The sequence below is a fragment of the Pseudomonas sp. RL_105y_Pfl2_101 genome (assembly GCF_963970585.1).
Taxonomy (GTDB): Bacteria; Pseudomonadota; Gammaproteobacteria; order Pseudomonadales; family Pseudomonadaceae; genus Aquipseudomonas.
In genome coordinates this window covers 130880-150246 of the sequence record NZ_CAXAPG010000006.1, presented here as the reverse complement: position 1 = coordinate 150246, position 19367 = coordinate 130880, and the positions used below count along the sequence as shown (strand labels likewise).

At 59.5% G+C, this 19367-nt stretch carries 17 protein-coding genes; 6 read left to right on the top strand and 11 right to left on the bottom strand.

Annotated elements, in window-relative coordinates:
* Positions 1–5: 5 nt before the first annotated feature.
* The 10 genes from astD to acs form a co-directional block, all read right to left on the bottom strand.
* Positions 6–1475 (bottom strand): succinylglutamate-semialdehyde dehydrogenase, encoded by a 1470-nt coding sequence (gene astD / locus AACY31_RS09855; RefSeq protein ID WP_339475276.1) that lies wholly within the window; start codon positions 1473–1475, stop codon positions 6–8.
* Positions 1472–2497, bottom strand: a complete 1026-nt coding sequence (gene astA, locus AACY31_RS09850; RefSeq protein ID WP_339475278.1) for an arginine N-succinyltransferase — start codon at positions 2495–2497, stop codon at positions 1472–1474. Before astA ends, astD begins: the two co-directional genes overlap by 4 nt.
* Before the next feature lie 54 nt (positions 2498–2551).
* Positions 2552–3571: an arginine/ornithine succinyltransferase subunit alpha gene (gene aruF, locus AACY31_RS09845; protein WP_339491618.1), complete on the bottom strand. Its 1020-nt coding sequence runs from the start codon at positions 3569–3571 to the stop codon at positions 2552–2554.
* 171 nt (positions 3572–3742) lie between these two features.
* Positions 3743–4963, bottom strand: a complete 1221-nt coding sequence (locus tag AACY31_RS09840) for an aspartate aminotransferase family protein (protein WP_339475280.1) — start codon at positions 4961–4963, stop codon at positions 3743–3745.
* A 363-nt stretch (positions 4964–5326) separates the two neighbouring features.
* Positions 5327–6307, bottom strand: a complete 981-nt coding sequence (locus AACY31_RS09835) for a GlxA family transcriptional regulator (RefSeq protein WP_339475282.1) — start codon at positions 6305–6307, stop codon at positions 5327–5329.
* Between the two features lie 113 nt (positions 6308–6420).
* Positions 6421–7185 (bottom strand): ABC transporter ATP-binding protein, encoded by a 765-nt coding sequence (locus tag AACY31_RS09830; RefSeq protein WP_018612663.1) that lies wholly within the window; start codon positions 7183–7185, stop codon positions 6421–6423.
* A 56-nt stretch (positions 7186–7241) separates the two neighbouring features.
* A complete protein-coding gene (locus AACY31_RS09825; RefSeq protein WP_339475286.1) occupies positions 7242–7940 on the bottom strand; it encodes an ABC transporter permease in 699 nt (232 codons plus the stop codon).
* Entirely contained in the window at positions 7937–8626 is a 690-nt protein-coding gene (locus AACY31_RS09820; protein WP_339475289.1) for an ABC transporter permease, read from the bottom strand. The genes AACY31_RS09825 and AACY31_RS09820 overlap by 4 nt, the downstream gene beginning before the upstream one ends.
* 90 nt (positions 8627–8716) lie before the next feature.
* The gene (locus AACY31_RS09815; protein WP_014339812.1) at positions 8717–9490 is read right to left on the bottom strand and encodes an ABC transporter substrate-binding protein; all 774 of its coding nucleotides are present in this window, start codon (positions 9488–9490) and stop codon (positions 8717–8719) included.
* Positions 9491–10251: 761 nt separating this feature from the next.
* The gene (gene acs, locus AACY31_RS09810; protein ID WP_339475294.1) at positions 10252–12207 is read right to left on the bottom strand and encodes an acetate--CoA ligase; all 1956 of its coding nucleotides are present in this window, start codon (positions 12205–12207) and stop codon (positions 10252–10254) included.
* A gap of 452 nt (positions 12208–12659) precedes the next feature.
* Here acs and AACY31_RS09805 point away from each other — a divergent pair, with 452 nt between their 5' ends.
* From AACY31_RS09805 to AACY31_RS09785, 5 genes are all read left to right on the top strand, one after another.
* Positions 12660–12923: a DUF2790 domain-containing protein gene (locus tag AACY31_RS09805; protein ID WP_339475297.1), complete on the top strand. Its 264-nt coding sequence runs from the start codon at positions 12660–12662 to the stop codon at positions 12921–12923.
* Positions 12924–12955: 32 nt separating this feature from the next.
* Complete coding sequence (locus tag AACY31_RS09800) at positions 12956–13171, top strand: hypothetical protein (protein WP_339475300.1); 216 nt, start codon at positions 12956–12958, stop codon at positions 13169–13171.
* 490 nt (positions 13172–13661) lie between these two features.
* Positions 13662–14909 carry a ribonucleotide-diphosphate reductase subunit beta gene (locus AACY31_RS09795; protein WP_339475302.1) on the top strand — a complete coding sequence of 416 codons (1248 nt, stop codon included), beginning with the start codon at positions 13662–13664 and terminating at the stop codon, positions 14907–14909.
* Between the two features lie 704 nt (positions 14910–15613).
* Entirely contained in the window at positions 15614–16234 is a 621-nt protein-coding gene (locus AACY31_RS09790) for a LysE family translocator (protein ID WP_207965725.1), read from the top strand.
* 10 nt (positions 16235–16244) lie between these two features.
* On the top strand, positions 16245–17231 hold the full coding sequence (locus AACY31_RS09785; RefSeq protein WP_339475306.1) for a quinone oxidoreductase family protein: 987 nt from the start codon (positions 16245–16247) through the stop codon (positions 17229–17231).
* On the opposite strand, the gene AACY31_RS09780 is transcribed toward AACY31_RS09785, so the two are convergent.
* Positions 17211–18131, bottom strand: coding sequence for a LysR family transcriptional regulator (locus AACY31_RS09780; protein WP_057448656.1), 921 nt, complete (start codon positions 18129–18131; stop codon positions 17211–17213). The two genes, AACY31_RS09785 and AACY31_RS09780, sit on opposite strands and share 21 nt — an antisense overlap.
* 110 nt (positions 18132–18241) lie before the next feature.
* Between AACY31_RS09780 and AACY31_RS09775 the strand changes: the two genes are divergently transcribed.
* Positions 18242–19366: a fatty acid desaturase gene (locus tag AACY31_RS09775; RefSeq protein WP_339504374.1), complete on the top strand. Its 1125-nt coding sequence runs from the start codon at positions 18242–18244 to the stop codon at positions 19364–19366.
* Position 19367 lies beyond the last annotated feature (1 nt).

The following is a 19367-nucleotide window of genomic DNA, read 5'->3' as shown; positions in this document are numbered from 1 at the left end:
CGGTCTCAAGACATGCGCACGCCGGGGGTCAGGCCAGCCGGCATGACAAGGCTTGGAGCCTCCAGGGAAGCCACCGGATACGCGCAATAATCGGCCGCGTAATAAGCGCTGGCGCGATGGTTGCCCGAGGCGCCGACACCGCCGAACGGCGCGCTGCTGGCGGCACCGGTCAGCTGTTTGTTCCAGTTGACGATACCGGCGCGGCTTTGCAGCCAGAACTGTTGATAGCGCTCCTGGGAATCGGACAGCAACCCGGCGGCCAGGCCATATTGCGTATTGTTGGCCTCGGTAATTGCCGCTGCGAAATCTTGGTAGCGGATCACTTGCAGCAACGGCCCGAACAGCTCTTCATCAGGCCGCTCGGCCACGGCCGTCACGTCCAGGATACCCGGCGTCAACAATGCGGCCTGGGCCTGCGGCTGGGTCATGCTCAGCAGCGGCACGGCGCCTTTGCCCAGCAAATGGTTTTGCGCATCCATCAGCGCCTTCGCCGCGCCCAGGGAAATCACCGAGCCCATGAACGGTGGCGGTTGCTGGTCAAAAGCACCGACCTCAAGGGTTGCGCTGACCGCCACCAGGCGCGCCAGCAAGGCATCGCCCCAGGCGCCTTCCGGCACCAGCAAACGGCGCGCACAGGTGCAGCGCTGCCCGGCAGAAATGAAAGCGGACTGGATAATGGTGTAGACCGCCGCATCGACGTCAGCCACCTCATCCACCACCAGCGGGTTGTTACCGCCCATTTCCAGCGCGAGGATCTTGTCCGGACGCCCGGAAAATTGTTGGTGCAACAAATTGCCGGTGCCGCTGGAGCCGGTGAAAAACAACCCGTCGATGCCTGGGTTCGCCGCCAGGGCGATACCGGTTTCCCGCGCGCCTTGCAGTAAGTTCAGTACGCCCGCCGGCAGACCCGCCTCGACCCAGCACTTGACCGTCAGTTCGGCGACTTTCGGCGTCAGCTCGCTCGGCTTGAACAGCACACTGTTGCCGGCCAGCAGCGCTGGCACGATGTGGCCGTTGGGCAAATGGCCCGGGAAGTTGTAGGGGCCGAACACCGCCACCACACCGTGGGGCTTATGGCGCAGTACAGCAGTGGCGTCGCCCAGCGGGCCACTCTTCTCGCCGGTCCGCTCGCGGTAGCTCTGCACCGAAATGGCGATTTTGTTGACCATGCTGGTCACTTCGGTCGTCGCTTCCCACAACGGCTTGCCGGTTTCTTCACCAATGCAATGGGCCAGTTCGTCTCCGTGGTTTTTCAGGGCCGCGGCAAAGGCTTCCAGCACCTGGATGCGTTCATCCAGGGAGCGCCGAGCCCAATCCGGGAACGCCTGGCGCGCGGCCTGCACCGCCAACTCGACTTGCGCGGCCGTGGCACCGTTGCCCGCCCACACTCCCTGTTGGGTCACCGGGTTCAACGACTCAAAGAGGTCACCCTGGCCTTCCTGCCAGCTTCCTGCGATGTACAGCGAGTTCATCATTTCGACTCCCGGGCAGCAGACAACGCGACGGCACGTACCTGATCACCGACGTTGAGTTGAAGACGTTTGGCGGTCAGCGGATCGACCACCAGTGTGCCGGCGGCAAAGCGCGCCGGTGCAGCGGTGATGCGGCAGTCTTCGCGCTTGCGGTTATGGATGAGGAACGGCGTGGCATCATCGCCCGGCGTGCCGATGGCCAGCACCAGCGCCTGGCTGTCACGAATCGCGCGGATCTTGCCGGTTTCGCATTCCACCGCTGGGCCGGCGTCGAAGATGTCGACATAACCCTGGTAGCTGAAACCTTCGCTCTTGAGCATCGACAATGCAGGTTCCGTGTCCGGATGAACCTGGCCGATCACGGCCCGGGCATCTTCGGACAAGAAACAGGTATACAGCGGGAACTTGGGCATCAGCTCGGCGATGAACGCCTTGTTGCCCACCCCGGTGAGGTAATCGGCCTGGCTGAATTCCATCTTGAAGAAGTGCCTGCCCAGGCTTTCCCAGAACGGCGAACGCCCATTGTCGTCGGACATGCCGCGCATCTCAGCGATGATCTTGTTGCCGAACAACTGTGGGAATTCGGCAATGAACAACAGCCGCGCCTTGGCGAGCATGCGGCCGTTGAGGCCACTACGGAAATCGGCATGCAGAAACAGCGAGCACAGCTCGGAATTGCCAGTCAGGTCGTTGGCCAGGAACAGGGTCGGAATTTCCCGATAGATGTTCAATTCCTGGGAAGCGCTGACCGTCAGGCCAACCCGGAAGTTGTACCAGGGCTCACGCAGTCCCACGGCACCGGCGATGGCGGAAATGCCCACCACACGACCGTCGTCGTCTTCGAGCACGAACAGGTAGTCCGCGTCACCGCGCCCGGCTTCGCCACGAAAGGTTTTCTCGGCCCAGCCGACCCGATGGGCCAGGCGCTCTTCGTTGGCCGGCAGGGTGGTCAGGCCGGTGCCCGTGCTGCGGGCCAGGGCGATCAGAGCGGGTAAATCGCTGCTGCGTACGGGACGAACGATCATGCTATCTCCTCAAACGGGTCGCTCACGCCACCCGCCAAACTCAGCTGTAAAGCGTTATACGGCTACCAGGCGCACGCTGGCACCCTCGCCAACACCCAAGGCTTCGGCCGCTTCCATGTCCAGCGTCACAGGTTTGCCCGGCGCGTAATCGAGCTCGAGCAACACGGCGCGGTAATCCTGCAATTGGGCATTGGCCACCAGGTATTGGCGGCCAGCACCCTTGGCCGGTTCGCCGATCTTGACCGGCACCACGCGGCTCTGGGCAATCGAGCGGATGCCCGAGACACGGGCATGCAGGGTCGGGCCACCGTCGAAGATGTCGATGTAGTGATCGGTCTCGAAACCCTCGCGCATCAGGATGTCGAAGGTGATCTGCGCCCGCGGATGGACCTGGCCCATGGCTTCCTGGGCGGCGTCCGGCAACAGCGGCACGTAGATCGGGTAATGGGGCATCAGCTCGGCGAGGAAAGTCCGGCTTTTCAGCCCGCACAAGCGCTCGGCGGCGGCGTAGTTGAGGTCGAAGAAGTTGCGACCGATGGCATCCCAGAACGGCGAGTCGCCATTCTCATCGCTGTAGCCAACGATCTCGGTCACCACCGAATCGGCAAACCGTTCCGGGTGACTGGCGACGAACAGCAGGCGACCGCGGGAATTGAGCTCCGACCACGGCGAGCCCACCAGCTCCGGCACCACGTAGAAACTGGTCAACAGGCTGTTACCAGTCAGGTCGTGGCATTGGGAAAGCACGTGGATCTTGTTGTGGATCTTCAGCTCACGGGAGGCGTGAACGAAGGTCTCGTTGCGAAAGCTGTAGAACGGTTCGGAATAACCGGCCGAAGCAACGATGGCCGAACAGCCCACCAGCTTGCCAGTCGTGATGTCTTCAAGGACGAAGAAATAGCTCTCTTCACCGTTGAAGCTGACTTCGGCGGCGAACGAGGCTTCGCTTGCGGCGATTTTGTCGCTGAGGCGTTCCACGTCATCCGGCAAGGAAGTGACACCGATCGGACTGTCCGCAGCCAGACGCTGTACCTCGCCCAGATCAGCCATTTGCGCGGGGCGCATCACCAGCATGGTGTCACTCCTTAACTTGAAATAAATGGGTCGACCCTTGGGTCGATACACAGAGAAAAAAATACCGGGGCCAACGTCCCTACAGACTCAAATGCGGGAGCTGGTGTGTGGGAGCAAAGCGTTGCTCCCACACAAGCCCGGCTCCCACACTGGAGCCGGTCAAGGCTGAAATCAGGCTTGGGTCAACTTCGCCGCGGCCCGCTCGAAACGATCCAGGCCTTCGTCGATGTCGGCGTCTTCCACCACCAGGCTCGGGGCAAAGCGAATCACGTCCGGGCCGGCCTGCAGGATCATCAGCCCTTCCTGTTCGGCGGCGTTGAAGATGTCCTTGGCCTTGCCTTTCCAGGCATCGTTCAGCACGCAGCCGATCAGCAGACCCAGGCCGCGCACTTGGGTGAACAGGCCGTACTTCTCGCCGATCTGCTCCAGGCGAGCCTTGAACTTGTGATGCTTGGCTTTGACACCCGCGAGCACCTCAGGGGTATTGACCACATCGATCACCGCTTCGGCCACCGCACAGGCCAGCGGGTTACCGCCATAGGTGGTGCCGTGGGTACCGACGACCAGGTGCTTGGCCAGCGCTTCGGTGGTGAGCATCGCCGCAATCGGGAAACCACCGCCCAGGCTTTTGGCGCTGGTGAGGATGTCCGGGACCACGCCGTAATGCATGTAGGCAAACAGGTGACCGCTGCGGCCCATGCCGGTCTGCACTTCGTCGAACACCAGCAATGCGTCGTGGGCATCGCACAGGTCGCGGGCGCCTTGCAGGTAGGCTTGCTCGGCCGGCAGCACACCGCCCTCGCCCTGGATCGGTTCCAGCACCACGGCGCAGGTCTTGTCCGAAATGACCGCTTTCAAAGCGGCCAGGTCGTTGTAAGGAACGTGGGTGATGCCGGTAATTTTAGGCCCGAAACCGTCGGAGTACTTCGACTGCCCGCCGACGTTGACGGTGAACAGGGTGCGACCGTGGAAGCTATTGAGCGCGGCGATGATTTCGTACTTCTCGCTGCCGAAACGATCGAACGCGACGCGACGGGCCAGCTTGAAGGCGGCCTCGTTGGCTTCGGCGCCGGAGTTGCAGAAGAACGCGCGCTCGGCGAAGGTCGCGTTGACCAGTTTGTGAGCCAGGCGCAAGGCCGGCTCATTGGTGAAGACGTTGGACACGTGCCACAGCTTGTTAGCCTGTTCGGTCAGTGCACCGACCAGCGCCGGGTGGGCATGGCCCAGTACGTTGACTGCAATACCGCCAGCAAAGTCGATCAACTCACGACCGGATTGGTCCCATACGCGGGAACCGGCGCCACGCACAGGTATGAAGGCTGCAGGTGCATAGTTGGGAACCATAACCTGGTCGAAATCGGCGCGTTGTACCGCGGCTTGCTCAACGGACATCGGAGTCTCCTGATGAGGAACACCCGCCTGGAACTGGCGGGCTTGGTAAGGATTGTAAGGACAGTTTTCAGCCCGGCCTTGCCGCCAAGCGACAACTTCTTATAGCGCCAACCCACGTTTTTCACGGGTTTACGGCAATGCGACAAATAGCGTCGCAAAGGCGCAGTTTAAACGTTGCCAAGGGGTTTGAGGTGCCGGCATCTACGTGCGGCGAGGAATATATCTGTGGGAGCAAAGCTTGCCCGCGATGCAGGCGCCTCGGTTCACCAAGGGCCGCGTCGCCTGTATCGAGGGCAAGCCTTGCTCCCACAAGTCCTGCTCCCACAATAAATCCCCTCGCCACAGGATGGGGTTGTGCCTGCCCTACCCGCGCTCGGACGGCACCGAGGACAATTCGAACGGGCTGCTGCTGCGTCGCTGGTTGCGGTCTTCCCGCGGCGTGGCGCCGAAGAAGTTGCGGTAGGCGCTGGAGAAGTGTGGCCCCGAGGAGAAGCCGCAGGATAGGCCGATCTGGATGATGGACTTGCTGGTCTGCATCAGCATCTGCCGAGCCTTGTTCAGGCGCAGCTCCAGGTAATACTGGCTGGGCACGCGATTGAGGTATTGCTTGAAGATTCGCTCCAGTTGTCGACGGGATACGCACACATGCTGGGCGATCTCGTCGGTGGTCAGCGGTTCTTCGATGTTGGCTTCCATCAGCAGCACCGCCTGGGTGAGCTTTGGATGGCTGGAGCCGAGGCGGTTCTGCAACGGGATGCGCTGACGCTCGCCGCCCTCGCGAATGCGCTCGACCACCAACTCTTCCGACACCGCACCGGCCAGTTCCGCGCCGTGATCGCGAGCCAGCACCGCCAGCAACAGGTCGAGCACCGACATCCCACCGCAAGCGCTCAGGCGATCGCGGTCCCAGTCAAACAAATGACTGGTGGCGATGACCTTGGGGAAGCGCTCGGAGAAATCGTCCTGCCAGCGCCAATGCACGGCGGCACGGTAACCGTCGAGCAAACCCAGTTGGGCCAAGGGATAGACACCAGCAGACAAACCGCCGATCACACAACCGGCACGCACCAGTTGCTTGAGGGCACTGCTCAGGGGCGAGGCCAGCGCAGTCGGCGGCTCATCGGCCAGCAGGAACAGCTTCTGGAAGCCTTCGAGCTTACCGGCCCAGGGCTCGCCCGGCAGTTGCCAAGCACCGCCGGCCGACGGTTCGGCTTGCAAGAACGACAGCTCGTAGACCACATCCGGATGCACCCGCTGAGCAACACGCAAGGCCTCCTCGGCCAGCGCCAGCGTCAAGGCTTTAGTGCTGGGCCAAATCAGGAAACCTATTCGATGGGCAGTCATGGCGGGCAATCCGAAGCGAAAACAGTGTTAAAGCCAAAAGCGGCTGCAACCAAATTAGACCATCTGGCGCGCGGTGCGCAGCATGACCCAAATCAGGTGCGTAACGGGAGCGATTACTTGAGGCTGCCCGACAGAAATTGTTGCAAGCGCTCGGATTGCGGATTGACCAGCACTTCGCGCGGGTTGCCACTTTCTTCGACGATGCCCTTGTGCAAGAACACCAGTTGGTTCGACACTTCACGGGCAAAGCCCATTTCGTGGGTGACCACCACCATGGTCCGGCCTTCCAGGGCCAGGGCCTGCATCACCTTGAGCACGTCGCCTACCAGTTCCGGGTCGAGGGCCGAGGTCGGCTCGTCGAACAGCATCACCTCAGGCTCCATCGCCAGCGCACGGGCAATCGCCACGCGTTGCTGCTCGCCGCCGGACATGTGGCCCGGGTAGGCGTCCTTGCGATGGGCCACGCCGACCTTGTTCAGGTAGTGCTCGGCCTTCTCCCGCGCTTCAGCCTTGGCCACACCCAGTACATGCACCGGCGCTTCCATGATGTTTTCCAGCGCCGTCATGTGGGACCACAGGTTGAAATGCTGGAACACCATCGACAGCCGCGAACGCATGCGCTGCAGTTGCTTGGGGTCCGCGGCCTTCAACGCGCCGTCCTTGCCGGCGACCAGCTTCAACTCTTCATTGTTGAGCAGGATCTTGCCAGCATGGGGTTGCTCAAGCAGGTTGATGCAACGCAGGAAGGTACTCTTGCCGGAGCCACTGGAGCCGATGATGCTGATCACATCGCCAGCGGCGGCTTTCAGGGACACACCCTTGAGCACTTCGTGACTGCCATAGCGTTTATGCAGGTCTTGGACTTCAAGCTTGTACATGCGGTCGGTTCTCACAAAACGTCAGTCGTTGAGCAGTCGATCGGATCGATGCGTTATCAGTGCTTGCGCGGGGCCAGGTAACCCAGCCAGCGGCGCTCGGCCAGTTTGAACAGGCGCACCAGAATAAAGGTCAGGCACAGGTAGAAAACGCCGGCTGTGATGTAGGCCTCGAACGGCAAGTAGTACTGCGCGTTCACCGTGCGCGCGGCACCCGTGATGTCGATCAGCGTCACGATGGATGCCAGGCTGGTGGTCTGCAACATCATGATCACTTCGTTGCTGTATTGCGGCAGCGCCCGGCGCAAGGCCGATGGCAACAGGATCCGGCGATACAGCTTGTAGCGCGACATGCCCATGGCCTTGGCCGCTTCAATCTCGCCGTTGGGCGTGGCCCGCAGGCTGCCAGCGATGATTTCGGCGGTGTAGGCGCTGGTATTGATGGCGAACGCCAGGCACGCGCAGAAGGTTGCACTGGACAGCCACGGCCAGAGGAAGCTTTCGCGCACGATCGCGAACTGCGCCAGCCCGTAATAGATCAGGAACAGCTGGACCAGCATCGGCGTGCCGCGGATCACGTAGGTGTAGAGCCAGGCGGTCATGTTGACGACCGGCTGCTTGGACACCCGCATCAGCCCCAGGGGCAATGCCGCCAGCAGGCCAAAGAACAGCGACAGGGCCAACAGCTTCAGCGTGACCAGCAAGCCACCGAAATACAGCGGCAAGGCTTCATAGATGACGTTGTAGTCGAAGATCATAGATCAGCCGCCCTTACGCCTACCGAGTAGCGCTTCTCAAGGTGACGCAATGCCAGCAACGAGACACTGGTGATCACCAGGTACATCGCCGCCACCGCGAGGAAGAAGGTGAAAGGCTCGCGCGTGGCATCCGCCGCCTGCTTGGCCTTGAACATCATGTCTTGCAGGCCCACCACCGAAATCAGCGCGGTAGCCTTGGTCAACACCAGCCAGTTGTTGGTGAAGCCCGGAATCGCCAGGCGAATCATCTGCGGCACCAACACCCGGAAAAACACCTGGAACCCGTTCATGCCGTATGCCATGCCTGCTTCAGCCTGCCCCTTGGGAATCGCCATGAAGGCACCGCGAAAGGTTTCCGACAGGTACGCGCCGAAGATGAAGCCCAGGGTGCCGATACCGGCCGCCAGCGGGTTCAAGTCGACGTAGTCGTCATAGCCGAGCATCGGCGCTACGCGGTTGAGCAGGTCCTGGCCACCGTAGAAAATCAGCAGGATCAGCACCAGGTCGGGAATACCGCGAATGACCGTGGCATACAGGTCACCCAGCCACGCCAGCCAACGCACCGGAGAGAGGCGCAACGCAACGCCGATCAACCCCAGAACGATGGCCAGGGCCATGGACGACAAGGCGAGCTCAAGCGTCAACCATGCGCCATCGAGGATGACAGCCCCGTAGCCTTTCAACATGATTCAGGTCCTCGAAAGTGGGATGAAAAAATGGCGCAAACCGCAGAGATCCTGTTGCTTGCGCCATTTCGCACGAGTGGCGGGACGTCGTTACTTGCCGTAGATGTCGAAAGCGAAGTATTTGTCCTGGATTTGCTTGTACTTGCCGTTCTCGCGGATGGCGGTGATCGCGCCATTGATCTTGTCTTTCAGGGCATCGCCCTTGCGAACCGCGATACCGATACCGTCGCCGAAATATTTCTCGTCGGTAAAGGCCGGACCTACAAATGCGAAGCCCTTGCCAGCATCGGTCTTGAGGAAGCCGTCATCCAACAGCGTAGCGTCTGCCACGGTGCCGTCGAGGCGGCCGGCAGACACATCCAGGTAGATCTCGTTCTGCGAACCGTATGGTTTGATCTCGGCACCCAGCGGGGCCAGGACTTCACGGGCGAAACGCTCGTGGATCGAACCACGCTGCACGCCGATGTTCTTGCCCTTGAGCTCGGCCAGGCCGTCGCTGACCTGGGTACCGGCCTTCATCACCAGACGGGCCGGGGTGTTGTAGTACTTGTTGGTGAAATCAACCGACTTCTTGCGATCTTCGGTGATCGACATGGACGACAGGATCGCGTCGATCTTGCGGACCTTGAGCGCCGGGATCAGGCCGTCGAACTCTTGCTCGACCCACACGCACTTGACCTTCATCTCTTCGCACAGCGCATTGCCGATGTCGTAGTCGAAACCGACGATGCTGCCATCCGGAGCTTTCGAGGCGAACGGAGGGTAAGCCGCCTCGATACCAATCTTCAGGGGCTTCTCATCGGCGAATGTCGGCAGCGACAGCACGGACAGTGCCAGGGCGCCAAGCAGCACAAGTTTCTTCATCTTGGGACTCCATCGGTAAAGGGCAAAAACGGCAGAGTGAGCAACAGCCCAATATGCGAATGAGTGAAACGAACGTTGGTACTGCGTCCTAGGAAGCTCACGGTTAATTCAACGCAAGCCACGACGAGCGAGTGATCGGCATTCTAACGACAGGCCCGAAGCCGATATTTCTTCAATGCGACAACAAATTACAGAAGCACCGAGAAAGCTGCCCGAACGCATTGACAGCCCCGCAAAATCATGCAAGAGCAAAAGAAGGGAAACCGATCCATGCTGCAAATAGCGGGCCCATTATTCGCAAACCCTTCTAATCCGGCAAGCACAGCGTGTCGGCTTATTTTGAGAGAGACCTGGAGCGGCCCTGTAACGGGGCTTGGCGTTTCACATCGCCCCGTTGCGGCGCCTTTGGTTACACATTTCGAAACACCGGTAACGTTCAGACACCTCCTACTTTAAACGCCGATATTTATTCATCCGCCGAATCTGTGGTGAGAACGCTTGCTCCCGCTGGGGGGGTAGGAGCAGCCGAAGGCTGCGATCTTTTGACCTTGATCTTGATCTTTCGCTTGCGACTCAAGTGCCTGGGGGAAGATCGCAGCCTCGTTGCACTCGACAGCTCCTACATAGCGCCTACATTGCGCCTACAAGGTACAGTCGAGCGGGAGCAAGCTTCCTAGTCACAAAGGTGCATGCCACTCAGCACATAAAAAAACCCCACTCGGCAAATGCCGGGCGGGGCTTTTCAGTGCTACACGCTACTGTCAGGCAACGTTCATGGTCTTGTGCGTCTCGATCAGATGCGCCACCACGCCCGGGTCGGCCAGGGTGGAGATATCACCCAACCCATCGTACTCCGCCGTGGCGATCTTGCGCAGGATGCGGCGCATGATCTTGCCGGAGCGGGTTTTCGGCAGCCCCGGCGCCCACTGGATCACATCCGGCGAAGCAATCGGACCGATTTCCTTGCGCACCCAGTTCTTCAGTTCCAGGCGCAGGGCCTCGCTGGTTTCTTCGCCGGCATTGAGGGTGACATAGACATAGATGCCCTGCCCCTTGATGTCATGCGGCACACCGACCACCGCCGCTTCGGCGACTTTCGGGTGGGCGACCATGGCGCTCTCGATCTCGGCCGTGCCCATGCGGTGGCCGGACACGTTGAGCACGTCATCCACCCGACCGGTGATCCAGTAATAGCCATCCTCGTCGCGACGCGCACCGTCACCGGTGAAGTACATACCACTGAACGTCTTGAAGTAGGTGTCGACAAAACGGTCATGGTCGCCGTACAGCGTACGCGCCTGGCCTGGCCATGAATCGAGGATCACCAGGTTGCCCTCGGCAGCGCCTTCGATCAGGTTGCCGAGGTTGTCCACCAACGCCGGCACCACACCGAAGAACGGACGCGTGGCCGAACCTGGCTTCAATGCCGTAGCGCCTGGCAATGGGCTGATCAGCACGCCACCGGTTTCGGTCTGCCACCAGGTGTCGACGATCGGGCAACGCTCCTTGCCGACGTTCTTGTAGTACCAGTCCCAGGCTTCCGGGTTGATCGGCTCGCCCACCGAACCCAACAGGCGCAGGCTGCTGCCATCAGCGCCTTCGACAGCGGCGGTGCCCGAGGCCATCATCGCGCGGATGGCGGTCGGCGCGGTGTAGAGAATGCTGACCTTGTGCTTGTCGATGACCTTGGCCACCCGGGTGATATCCGGGTAGTTCGGCACGCCTTCGAACAGCAGCGTGGTCGCACCATTGGCCAGCGGGCCGTAGACGATATAGCTGTGGCCGGTGACCCAACCCACGTCAGCGGTGCACCAGTAGACCTCGCCCGGCTTGTAGTCGAACACCCGCTCATGGGTCAGCGCCGCGTACAGCAAGTAGCCAGCCGTGGTGTGCTGCACGCCCTTGGGCTTGCCAGTGGAACCGGAGGTATAGAGGATGAACAGCGCTTCCTCGGCGCCCATTTCCTTCGGCGCGCAAACGGTGCCAGCCACCTTCATCAGGTCTTCGTACCAGATGTCGCGGTGCTGGTTCCACTTGATGCCGCCACCGGTGCGCTTGCACACGATAACCTTCTGGATGCTGCTGGTTTCCGGGTTGGTCAGCGCGTCATCGACGTTGGCCTTGAGCGGGATCTTTTTGCCGGCGCGAACGCCTTCGTCGGCAGTGATCACCACTTTGGACTTGCAGTCGATGATCCGCCCGGCCAGTGCCTCAGGCGAGAAACCGCCGAACACCACCGAGTGAACCGCACCGATCCGGGCACAGGCCAGCATCGCGACCACGGCCTCAGGGATCATCGGCATGTAGATGGTCACCACGTCGCCGCGGTGCACGTCCTGGCCGCGCAGGGCGTTGGCGAACTTGCAGACTTCTTCATGCAGCTCGCGATAGGTGATGTTGCGGCTCTCGGCAGGGTCATCGCCCTCCCAGATAATCGCAATTTGATCGCCGCGCTCGGCCAGGTGACGGTCGAGGCAGTTGTAGGAAACGTTCAAGGTGCCGTCGGCGAACCACTTGATATCGACATGGTGATCGTCGAAGGAAGTCTGCTTCACCGTGGTGAAAGGCTTGATCCAATCGAGGCGCTTGGCCTGCTCGCGCCAGAAGCCGTCCGGGTTGACGACCGACTGCTGGTACATGGCCTTGTAGGTCGCCTCGTCAGTCAGCGTATTGACCGCAACCTCGGGACGAACGGGATACACAGAAGCCGCACTCATCTTTCTTACCTCGGTGAATAGTTGTTTTTGTATGGTCCCGTTGTAGCCCGGGGCGGGCCTATAGAACCATTCGACGATGGTAGTAACAAGGCCCTACAAAATGTCGGTACTAACGTGCAGGCCCTGCCTGCCAGCATGTTCCTGCGTCAGAGCCAAACCTGTGGGAGCCGAGCTTGCTCGCGATGGCGGTATGTCAGTCAGTATCAATGCTTGATGTAACAGCCAGCCACCGCTTCCTACGACGATTATTACCAGATCAACCAACAGTGTTTATCAAAACCGAGCCTGTTTACCCTCACCCTCACCTCCTAAAATCCACCTCGCCAACCGGCAAACACGATTAGCGCAACACAGCCCCCACGAAGGCCGTTAATCAAACTTCCAAAATCAGCTCTACACGCAACCCCAAAAAGGTTGCGTGCCCCCTCTCGACTTCAAGAAAGGTGAATTAGATGAAAGTTTTATGGGTCCTGGTCCTCGGCAGCCTTTGCGCCACCGCGATGGCAGACGAGGCCCCGGCCGATGTCGCACAGCAAAAACCGACCATTGAGGAGTACACCTACTCCACCCACTTGGACATCGCCAAAGTCATCTCCATGAGCGAGATCCCGAACGTCTGCGAAGTGGTCCCGGCGAAGATGGAATACGACGATTCCAAGGGCCAGCGCCACATCCTGCGCTACAGCGTCATGGGCAACGGCTGCTCCAACGGCTGATTGACTTGATAACGGAATTTGGAGCAACCACCATGAAAACCCAACTGATCCTGGCCCTGACCCTGTCCGTGCTGGCCACCAACACCTTCGCCGCCGACGGATTTGATCGCACCGCTAGCGCAGTCGCTGAAGACGGTTACGACCACACCGACTCCGCCACCGTCACGCAAGACGGCTACGACCGCACCGGTTCTGCTACCTTTGCCGCCGATGGCTACGATCGCACCCGCTCAGCCCGCATCGTTTGATCATTACTGACATTTTCCAGCACCCGGTTTCGACCGGGCCTGGTTGTGTCTATAACTGCCGAAAACCCTCCGCAAACACAACATGTAGTGTAAACATGCAGAAAATGCTCGTTTTTTGATCAAAAAAAATCGAGATCCGACCCATACAAAAAAAATCTTCAGCGGCCAAAGCCTTGTAAACCCTCGCTCCCACGCGGATATGCCGCCCACTCGCCCTTCTGTGAGCCATTTCGCCGCAGCACGTAGGCAAAAAAGTCCTTATAATGCCGCCTTAAACGGGCCTGCAATATCCCCTTACAGGGGGTCACGCCAACCTGGAGCCCACGCAGAGGCCAATCGCCTCCTCGCGTTCACAGCCGCTCTGGAATGACCCGTACATTTTTCTGTTTATTGCCTGCGTCAGCTGCTGCAACAAACGATTTTTCCAAGATCCACCGCGGCCAGTAGGCCTTTATCGGGCATCTGGCCCTCACGCAGGAGACGACACGTCATGCTGAGCTGGGACGAATTCGACAAAGAAGACGGCGAAGTTGCTGTAAAAGGCGCCAACGCCGGCCACGCTTCTGAAGCCAACATGGACCGCCTCGACAGCGCCGGCGGTGCCGCCGCCCTCGAAGCACGGGCCGTGACGGCCAGCGACTCGGCCGCGATCATTCGCGCCAAGGCCGCCCTCGACAAACTCGACGTTGCCGAAGGCCTCGCCGAACTCGAAGGCGCCTCCGCCCGTGTCGCCGTCGATGAAAAGCGCATGATCAACTGCCGCGCCGACCTCAACCAGCTCGTGCCATTCAAATACGACTGGGCCTGGCAGAAGTACCTGGACGGCTGCGCAAACCACTGGATGCCGCAAGAAGTCAACATGACCGCCGACATCGCCCTCTGGAAAACCCCGGAAGGCCTGACCGACGACGAGCGCCGCATCGTGATGCGCAACCTGGGCTTCTTCTCCACCGCCGACTCCCTGGTTGCCAACAACCTGGTCCTGGCCGTGTACCGCCTGATCACCAACCCGGAATGCCGCCAGTACATCCTGCGCCAGGCGTTCGAAGAGGCGATCCACACCCACGCCTACCAGTACTGCATCGAATCGCTGGCCATGGATGAAGGCGAGATCTTCAACATGTACCACGAGATCCCATCGGTCGCGAAAAAAGCCGCTTGGGGCCTGAAATACACCCGTTCGATCTCCGATCCGAAGTTCGAAACCGGCACCCCGGAGACCGACAAAGAGCTGCTGCGCAACCTGATCGCTTACTACTGCGTCCTGGAAGGCATCTTCTTCTACTGCGGCTTCACCCAGATCCTTTCCATGGGCCGCCGCAACAAAATGACCGGCGTCGCCGAGCAGTTCCAGTACATCCTGCGCGACGAATCCATGCACCTGAACTTCGGCATCGACGTGATCAACCAGATCAAAATCGAAAACCCACACCTGTGGGATGCCGAGATGAAGGAAGAAGCGACCCAGATGATCCTGCAAGGGACCCAACTGGAAATCGAATACGCCCGCGACACCATGCCTCGCGGCGTGTTGGGCATGAACGCGGCGATGATGGAGGACTACCTCAAGTTCATCGCTAACCGTCGCTTGTCGCAGATTGGGTTGAAGGAAGAGTACCCAGGGACGACTAACCCGTTCCCTTGGATGAGCGAGATCATGGACTTGAAGAAAGAGAAGAACTTCTTTGAGACGCGCGTGATTGAGTATCAGACGGGTGGGGCTTTGAGCTGGGATTGATTCGAAAGAAAAATCCTAGGCTCCACGCGTAACTAAAAACCCCGTGAAAACGGGGTTTTTTGTATTCAACGGAACCAAAGCCGCGTTTAACTTCAGGACAGGCACGCCACCTCTGCCCTACGAAAAACTCAGAATCTTTCCGCATTGACGCCGTATCGCCTCGTTACTTATCTTAGTCGCAGGTGCCTAAGAAACGCCCAACGTAGTAGCTAACCGCCGAACATAGAACCGCGTACTGTCTAAGGACATTTGCAACTCTGTGTGGAGAAATAGCTAGTTGGGATTTTTCTTACATCCTCTACGTCGGGCTCGCGCCGCTATGTCACATGTTGCATGACGATGTCGTCGATGATCACCCTGCGTCGTTCACCCGTGTTCTCTTTCATCGAAACTCTATTGGTTGTTTCGGCAATATATTGCCGGTTAGCTGGAAGGCCAGGCTATAACCGGCATTATGATACCGATTACTTCAGGCTGGAACCGTAAAAGGGGCCGCAGCCAGCGGGGATAAATCCCCTCGTCACGGGTGAGTGGCAGGCTTGATGACTGGGTTGTTTTTGGGAATCGCGAGCAGCTCACCCCCCTCCCTACCACCCTTCCCCCATTTATGAGAAACCGCCTTGCGCTCTTCGCTATAACCTTAGGAGCAACTGCGAATTAGACTTGCTGGAGTTAAATCCGCGTTTTGATTCAAGGAAGACAACATGCAAGAAATTTTCAGCATCAACTGGTTGCTTTGGCTATCGACCATGGTGCCGCTGACCCTGAGTGCAGGCCCTGGCAACTTGATGGTGGCGACGTCGGGTGCGCAAAGCGGTGTGCGTCGTTCGGTGCGGTTTATCGTCGGGCTCGACATGACCTACTTCCTGATCGCCGTACTGGTCGGCTTAGGCCTTTATCACACGCTGACTAACAATCCGACGCTGGTATGGGCGCTGCAAGTGGTGGGCAGTTTCTACATCTTGTGGCTCGGTGTGCGCATGCTGCGTCGTCCACTGAAGGCGCCCACCGACAAGGCCATGCACCTGCAATTTCGGGACGGCATTGTTGTACAACTGGGCAACGTGCAAGGAATCGTGATGTTGCTGGTGATGTTTTCCACGTTCATGCCTTCCGGCGAGACCAGCAGCACTGTCGTGTTGATCCTCAGTGCGGCGCTGATTTCGCTGAACTTCTTCTCGCACGTCATCTGGGTGTCGATGGGGTCGACCGTACAGAAACTGATCCAATCGCGCCCCAAATGGCTGATGTTTCAGAACGCTGCGTTCGGCCTGATGCTGATAGCGGTTGCTGTATGGATTTTCCTGCGCATCGGCCCGCTTTAAGGAGGCTCCCATGACCCAGACCCACGGAATTGTCTTCGCCGCCCCCGGCACACCCGACGTCATGGAATTGCGCAAATACCCGCTGCGTACTGCCGGCCCTGAAGAAATCACTGTGGCCATCGAGGCCGCCGGCGTGAATTTCATCGACCTGCACCGGCGCTCCGGCGCGCTGGACGATGGCTCAGCCTTCCCCAGGGGCTTGGGCATGGAAGGTGCGGGGCGTGTCGTCGAATGTGGATCGCAGGTGGAAAGCTTGGCCATTGGTGATCGAGTGGCCTTCGTCGACAGCTCGACCGGCAGCTACGCCGGTCACGCGGTCGTTCGCGCTTCGCGGGCGATACGCCTGCCCGATGACGTGCCGAGCGAAGTCGCGGCAGGCGTCGTATTCAAAGGGCTGACGGCCGAATATCTGACGCATCGCTGCGTGCCGCTGGCGCCTGGTGACTTTGTGGTATGGCACGCGGCGGCGGGCGGCGTGGGCAGCATTGCCACAAGCTGGCTGGTCGCTCGCGGGGTGCGCGTGATAGGTCTCGCTTCGACCGAAGCCAAACGCCGCCAGGTTCTGGATGCGGGGTGCATCGCGGCCCTCGACGCCGAAGCGCCAGATACACTTGGATTGATCCGTGAATTGACTGGTGGCAAAGGCGCCCATGTCGTGTTCGACTCCATCGGCAAAGATACCGTAGAGCTGTCATTGGCGAGTTTGCGCCCGCGCGGCCACCTCGTGTTGTTTGGCAATGCTTCGGGCGACGTGACGGATTTCAACCTGTCCCGCCTCGGGCAAATGGGCTCGCTGCATGTGACGCGGCCGTCGTTGAAGCATTACATCGGCGACAACGCTGAATTGACCCGCGCGGCCGCGCGGGTGCTGCAAGCGGTGTCCAGCGGCGCGATTCGTTTGCCGCGAATAACGCACTTTCCCCTCGTGCTGGCTGCCCAGACCCACTGCGTCATGCAATACCGCCAAACCCAGGGTTCATTGATTCTGGTGCCATGACCTGGCGGTAAGACGGCCGTCAGTGCAGGCGACCGCTTTGCCGTGAAACAGCTCCGTCAGATACTCCACCACTCGATCAACGCGGCTCACACCCTGGGTCGCCTGATTGCGCAGCAACCAGATTTCCGAGCTACGCGCAGGGCGATTGGCCAATACCTGGCACAGACCGGACTGATGTCCGACATAGACGGGTAACGCGGCAATCCCCAGATTGGCCTCGACGGCCTTGAGCTGCGCATTCAGGTTTGAAACGCGCATCCACAGCCTCTGGTCTCCGGCCATTTCGTTCAACCATTGGGCGAGCGGCATATACGACATTTCTTCGGTCCAGCCGATCAGGCTGTGGTGCTTGAGGTCGGCGGGTTCGGCCGGCAGACCGTTGGCATCGGCATAAGCCTGGGAGCAGAAAAGCCCCTGCATCAGTGTCCCGACCCGACGCATGGTGAAGTTACCGTTCTCCGGTCTGCGCAAGCGGATAATGATATCGCTGTGGCTCTGTGTGAGTTTCGACGACACCGCCGAATTAATGAAGTCGAAGCTGATCTCGGGGTGCTGATCATGAAATGCCGCGAGTTGCGGAATGATCAAGTGCGTGCCCATGAGTTCCGGACAATCAATGCGCACCTGTCCCGCCATCCGATCACCCGGTTGCGACATCTGCCGCTCGATCAGTTTGAAACGCTCCTCCGTTTCCAGTGCCAATGGCAACAATGCCCTTCCCGCTTCAGTCAGGAAGTAGCCGTTAGTCTTCTTCGAAAACAATACCGTACCGAGCGATTCCTCAAGCGCCGCGATCTTGCGCGACACCGTCGAGGCCGAAACCTTGAGCGAGATTCCGGCCTCGGTCACGTTGTTCGATTTAGCGACGAAGATAAAAACCTTCAGATCATCCCAATCCATGTCGATGACATACCCAAAAATGGAAAGTCAATCCCCACCTATTTCTATTCGAAATATCCAGAGGCCACGTTACAGTTTTTGCATGGAGCAAAACCCTAGAGGAAACATGGATGATACGTAACTCAATGCGCGCCCTTCCAGGGTTCATGCAGCCGTTTCTGAGTTGGCTGACAGCCAAGCCTCTGCCCGAAGATCTCGATAAAGTCCGTCCTCTGAAGCCGTTCCACCATATCGTTGTGTCGGCGGGATTAATAGCCGGCGGCGCGCTCTTGGCCGGTATCGGTTATTCGCAGGCCAGCATTGCGCTGTGGCTGCTGGGCTTTGTCCTGGCCACCGGTGGCATCAAGCAGATGCAAGTGATGATCTGCCACAACTGCGCCCATGACATGGTCTTCGAATCGCGCGAGACCAATATGACCGTCGGCCGGATCATTTCCGGCGTCCTGATGCTCAAACCCTTCGATATCTACAAGAGCGAACACGCTCTGCATCACAGTTCGAAAACGCTGCTGACCGATGACGATGACACCCTCTCCTACCTGCAAAGTGTGGTGGGGTTAAAACCGTCCGACAGCATCGCCACCCTGTGGACCAAACTGGTCTCGACCGCGCTGTCGCCACTGGCCGTGCTGCGCTCGTGCTGGGGCCGATTGAAAGGCACCGCCACGGCTGCAAACCGCCGAGTTGCAGGATTGACGCTGGTCTTCTGGGCGGGCCTTGCGCTGCTGTCGGCAGCCTTGGGGCATTTCGATCTGTTCATCGTGGCGTGGGTGATTCCGATCTTCGCCGGCTACCACATCAGCACCACATTTCGCCTGGCGGCCGAGCACACCTGGCCCAGCGTGGACGTGCTGGAACGACGCGGCATCGACTTCATTTGCGAGAGCACCACCGGCGTATTTATCGGCGAAGAACTGCGCATACCCGAAGGTGCGGGAACTGTTCGACGCTTCGCCCATATCAGCGTCTGGCTGATCAAGATGCTGGCGTTCCACTTGTTTGTCCGGATGTTTGTGATGGTCGGCGATACACCGTGCCACGACTTTCATCATCGGCGCCCACGATCCAAAGACTGGCCGAACTACATTACTGCCCGCGAACGCGACAGGATCGAAGGTTCCAAACCCTTTCCCACGAACTACGCCGACAACTGGGGCTACATCAACTCGGTGACCACCAACTTTCGCAACTTTCAGCGGGCGCTCCCGTACTACGCAACCAGGACAGCCACTTAAA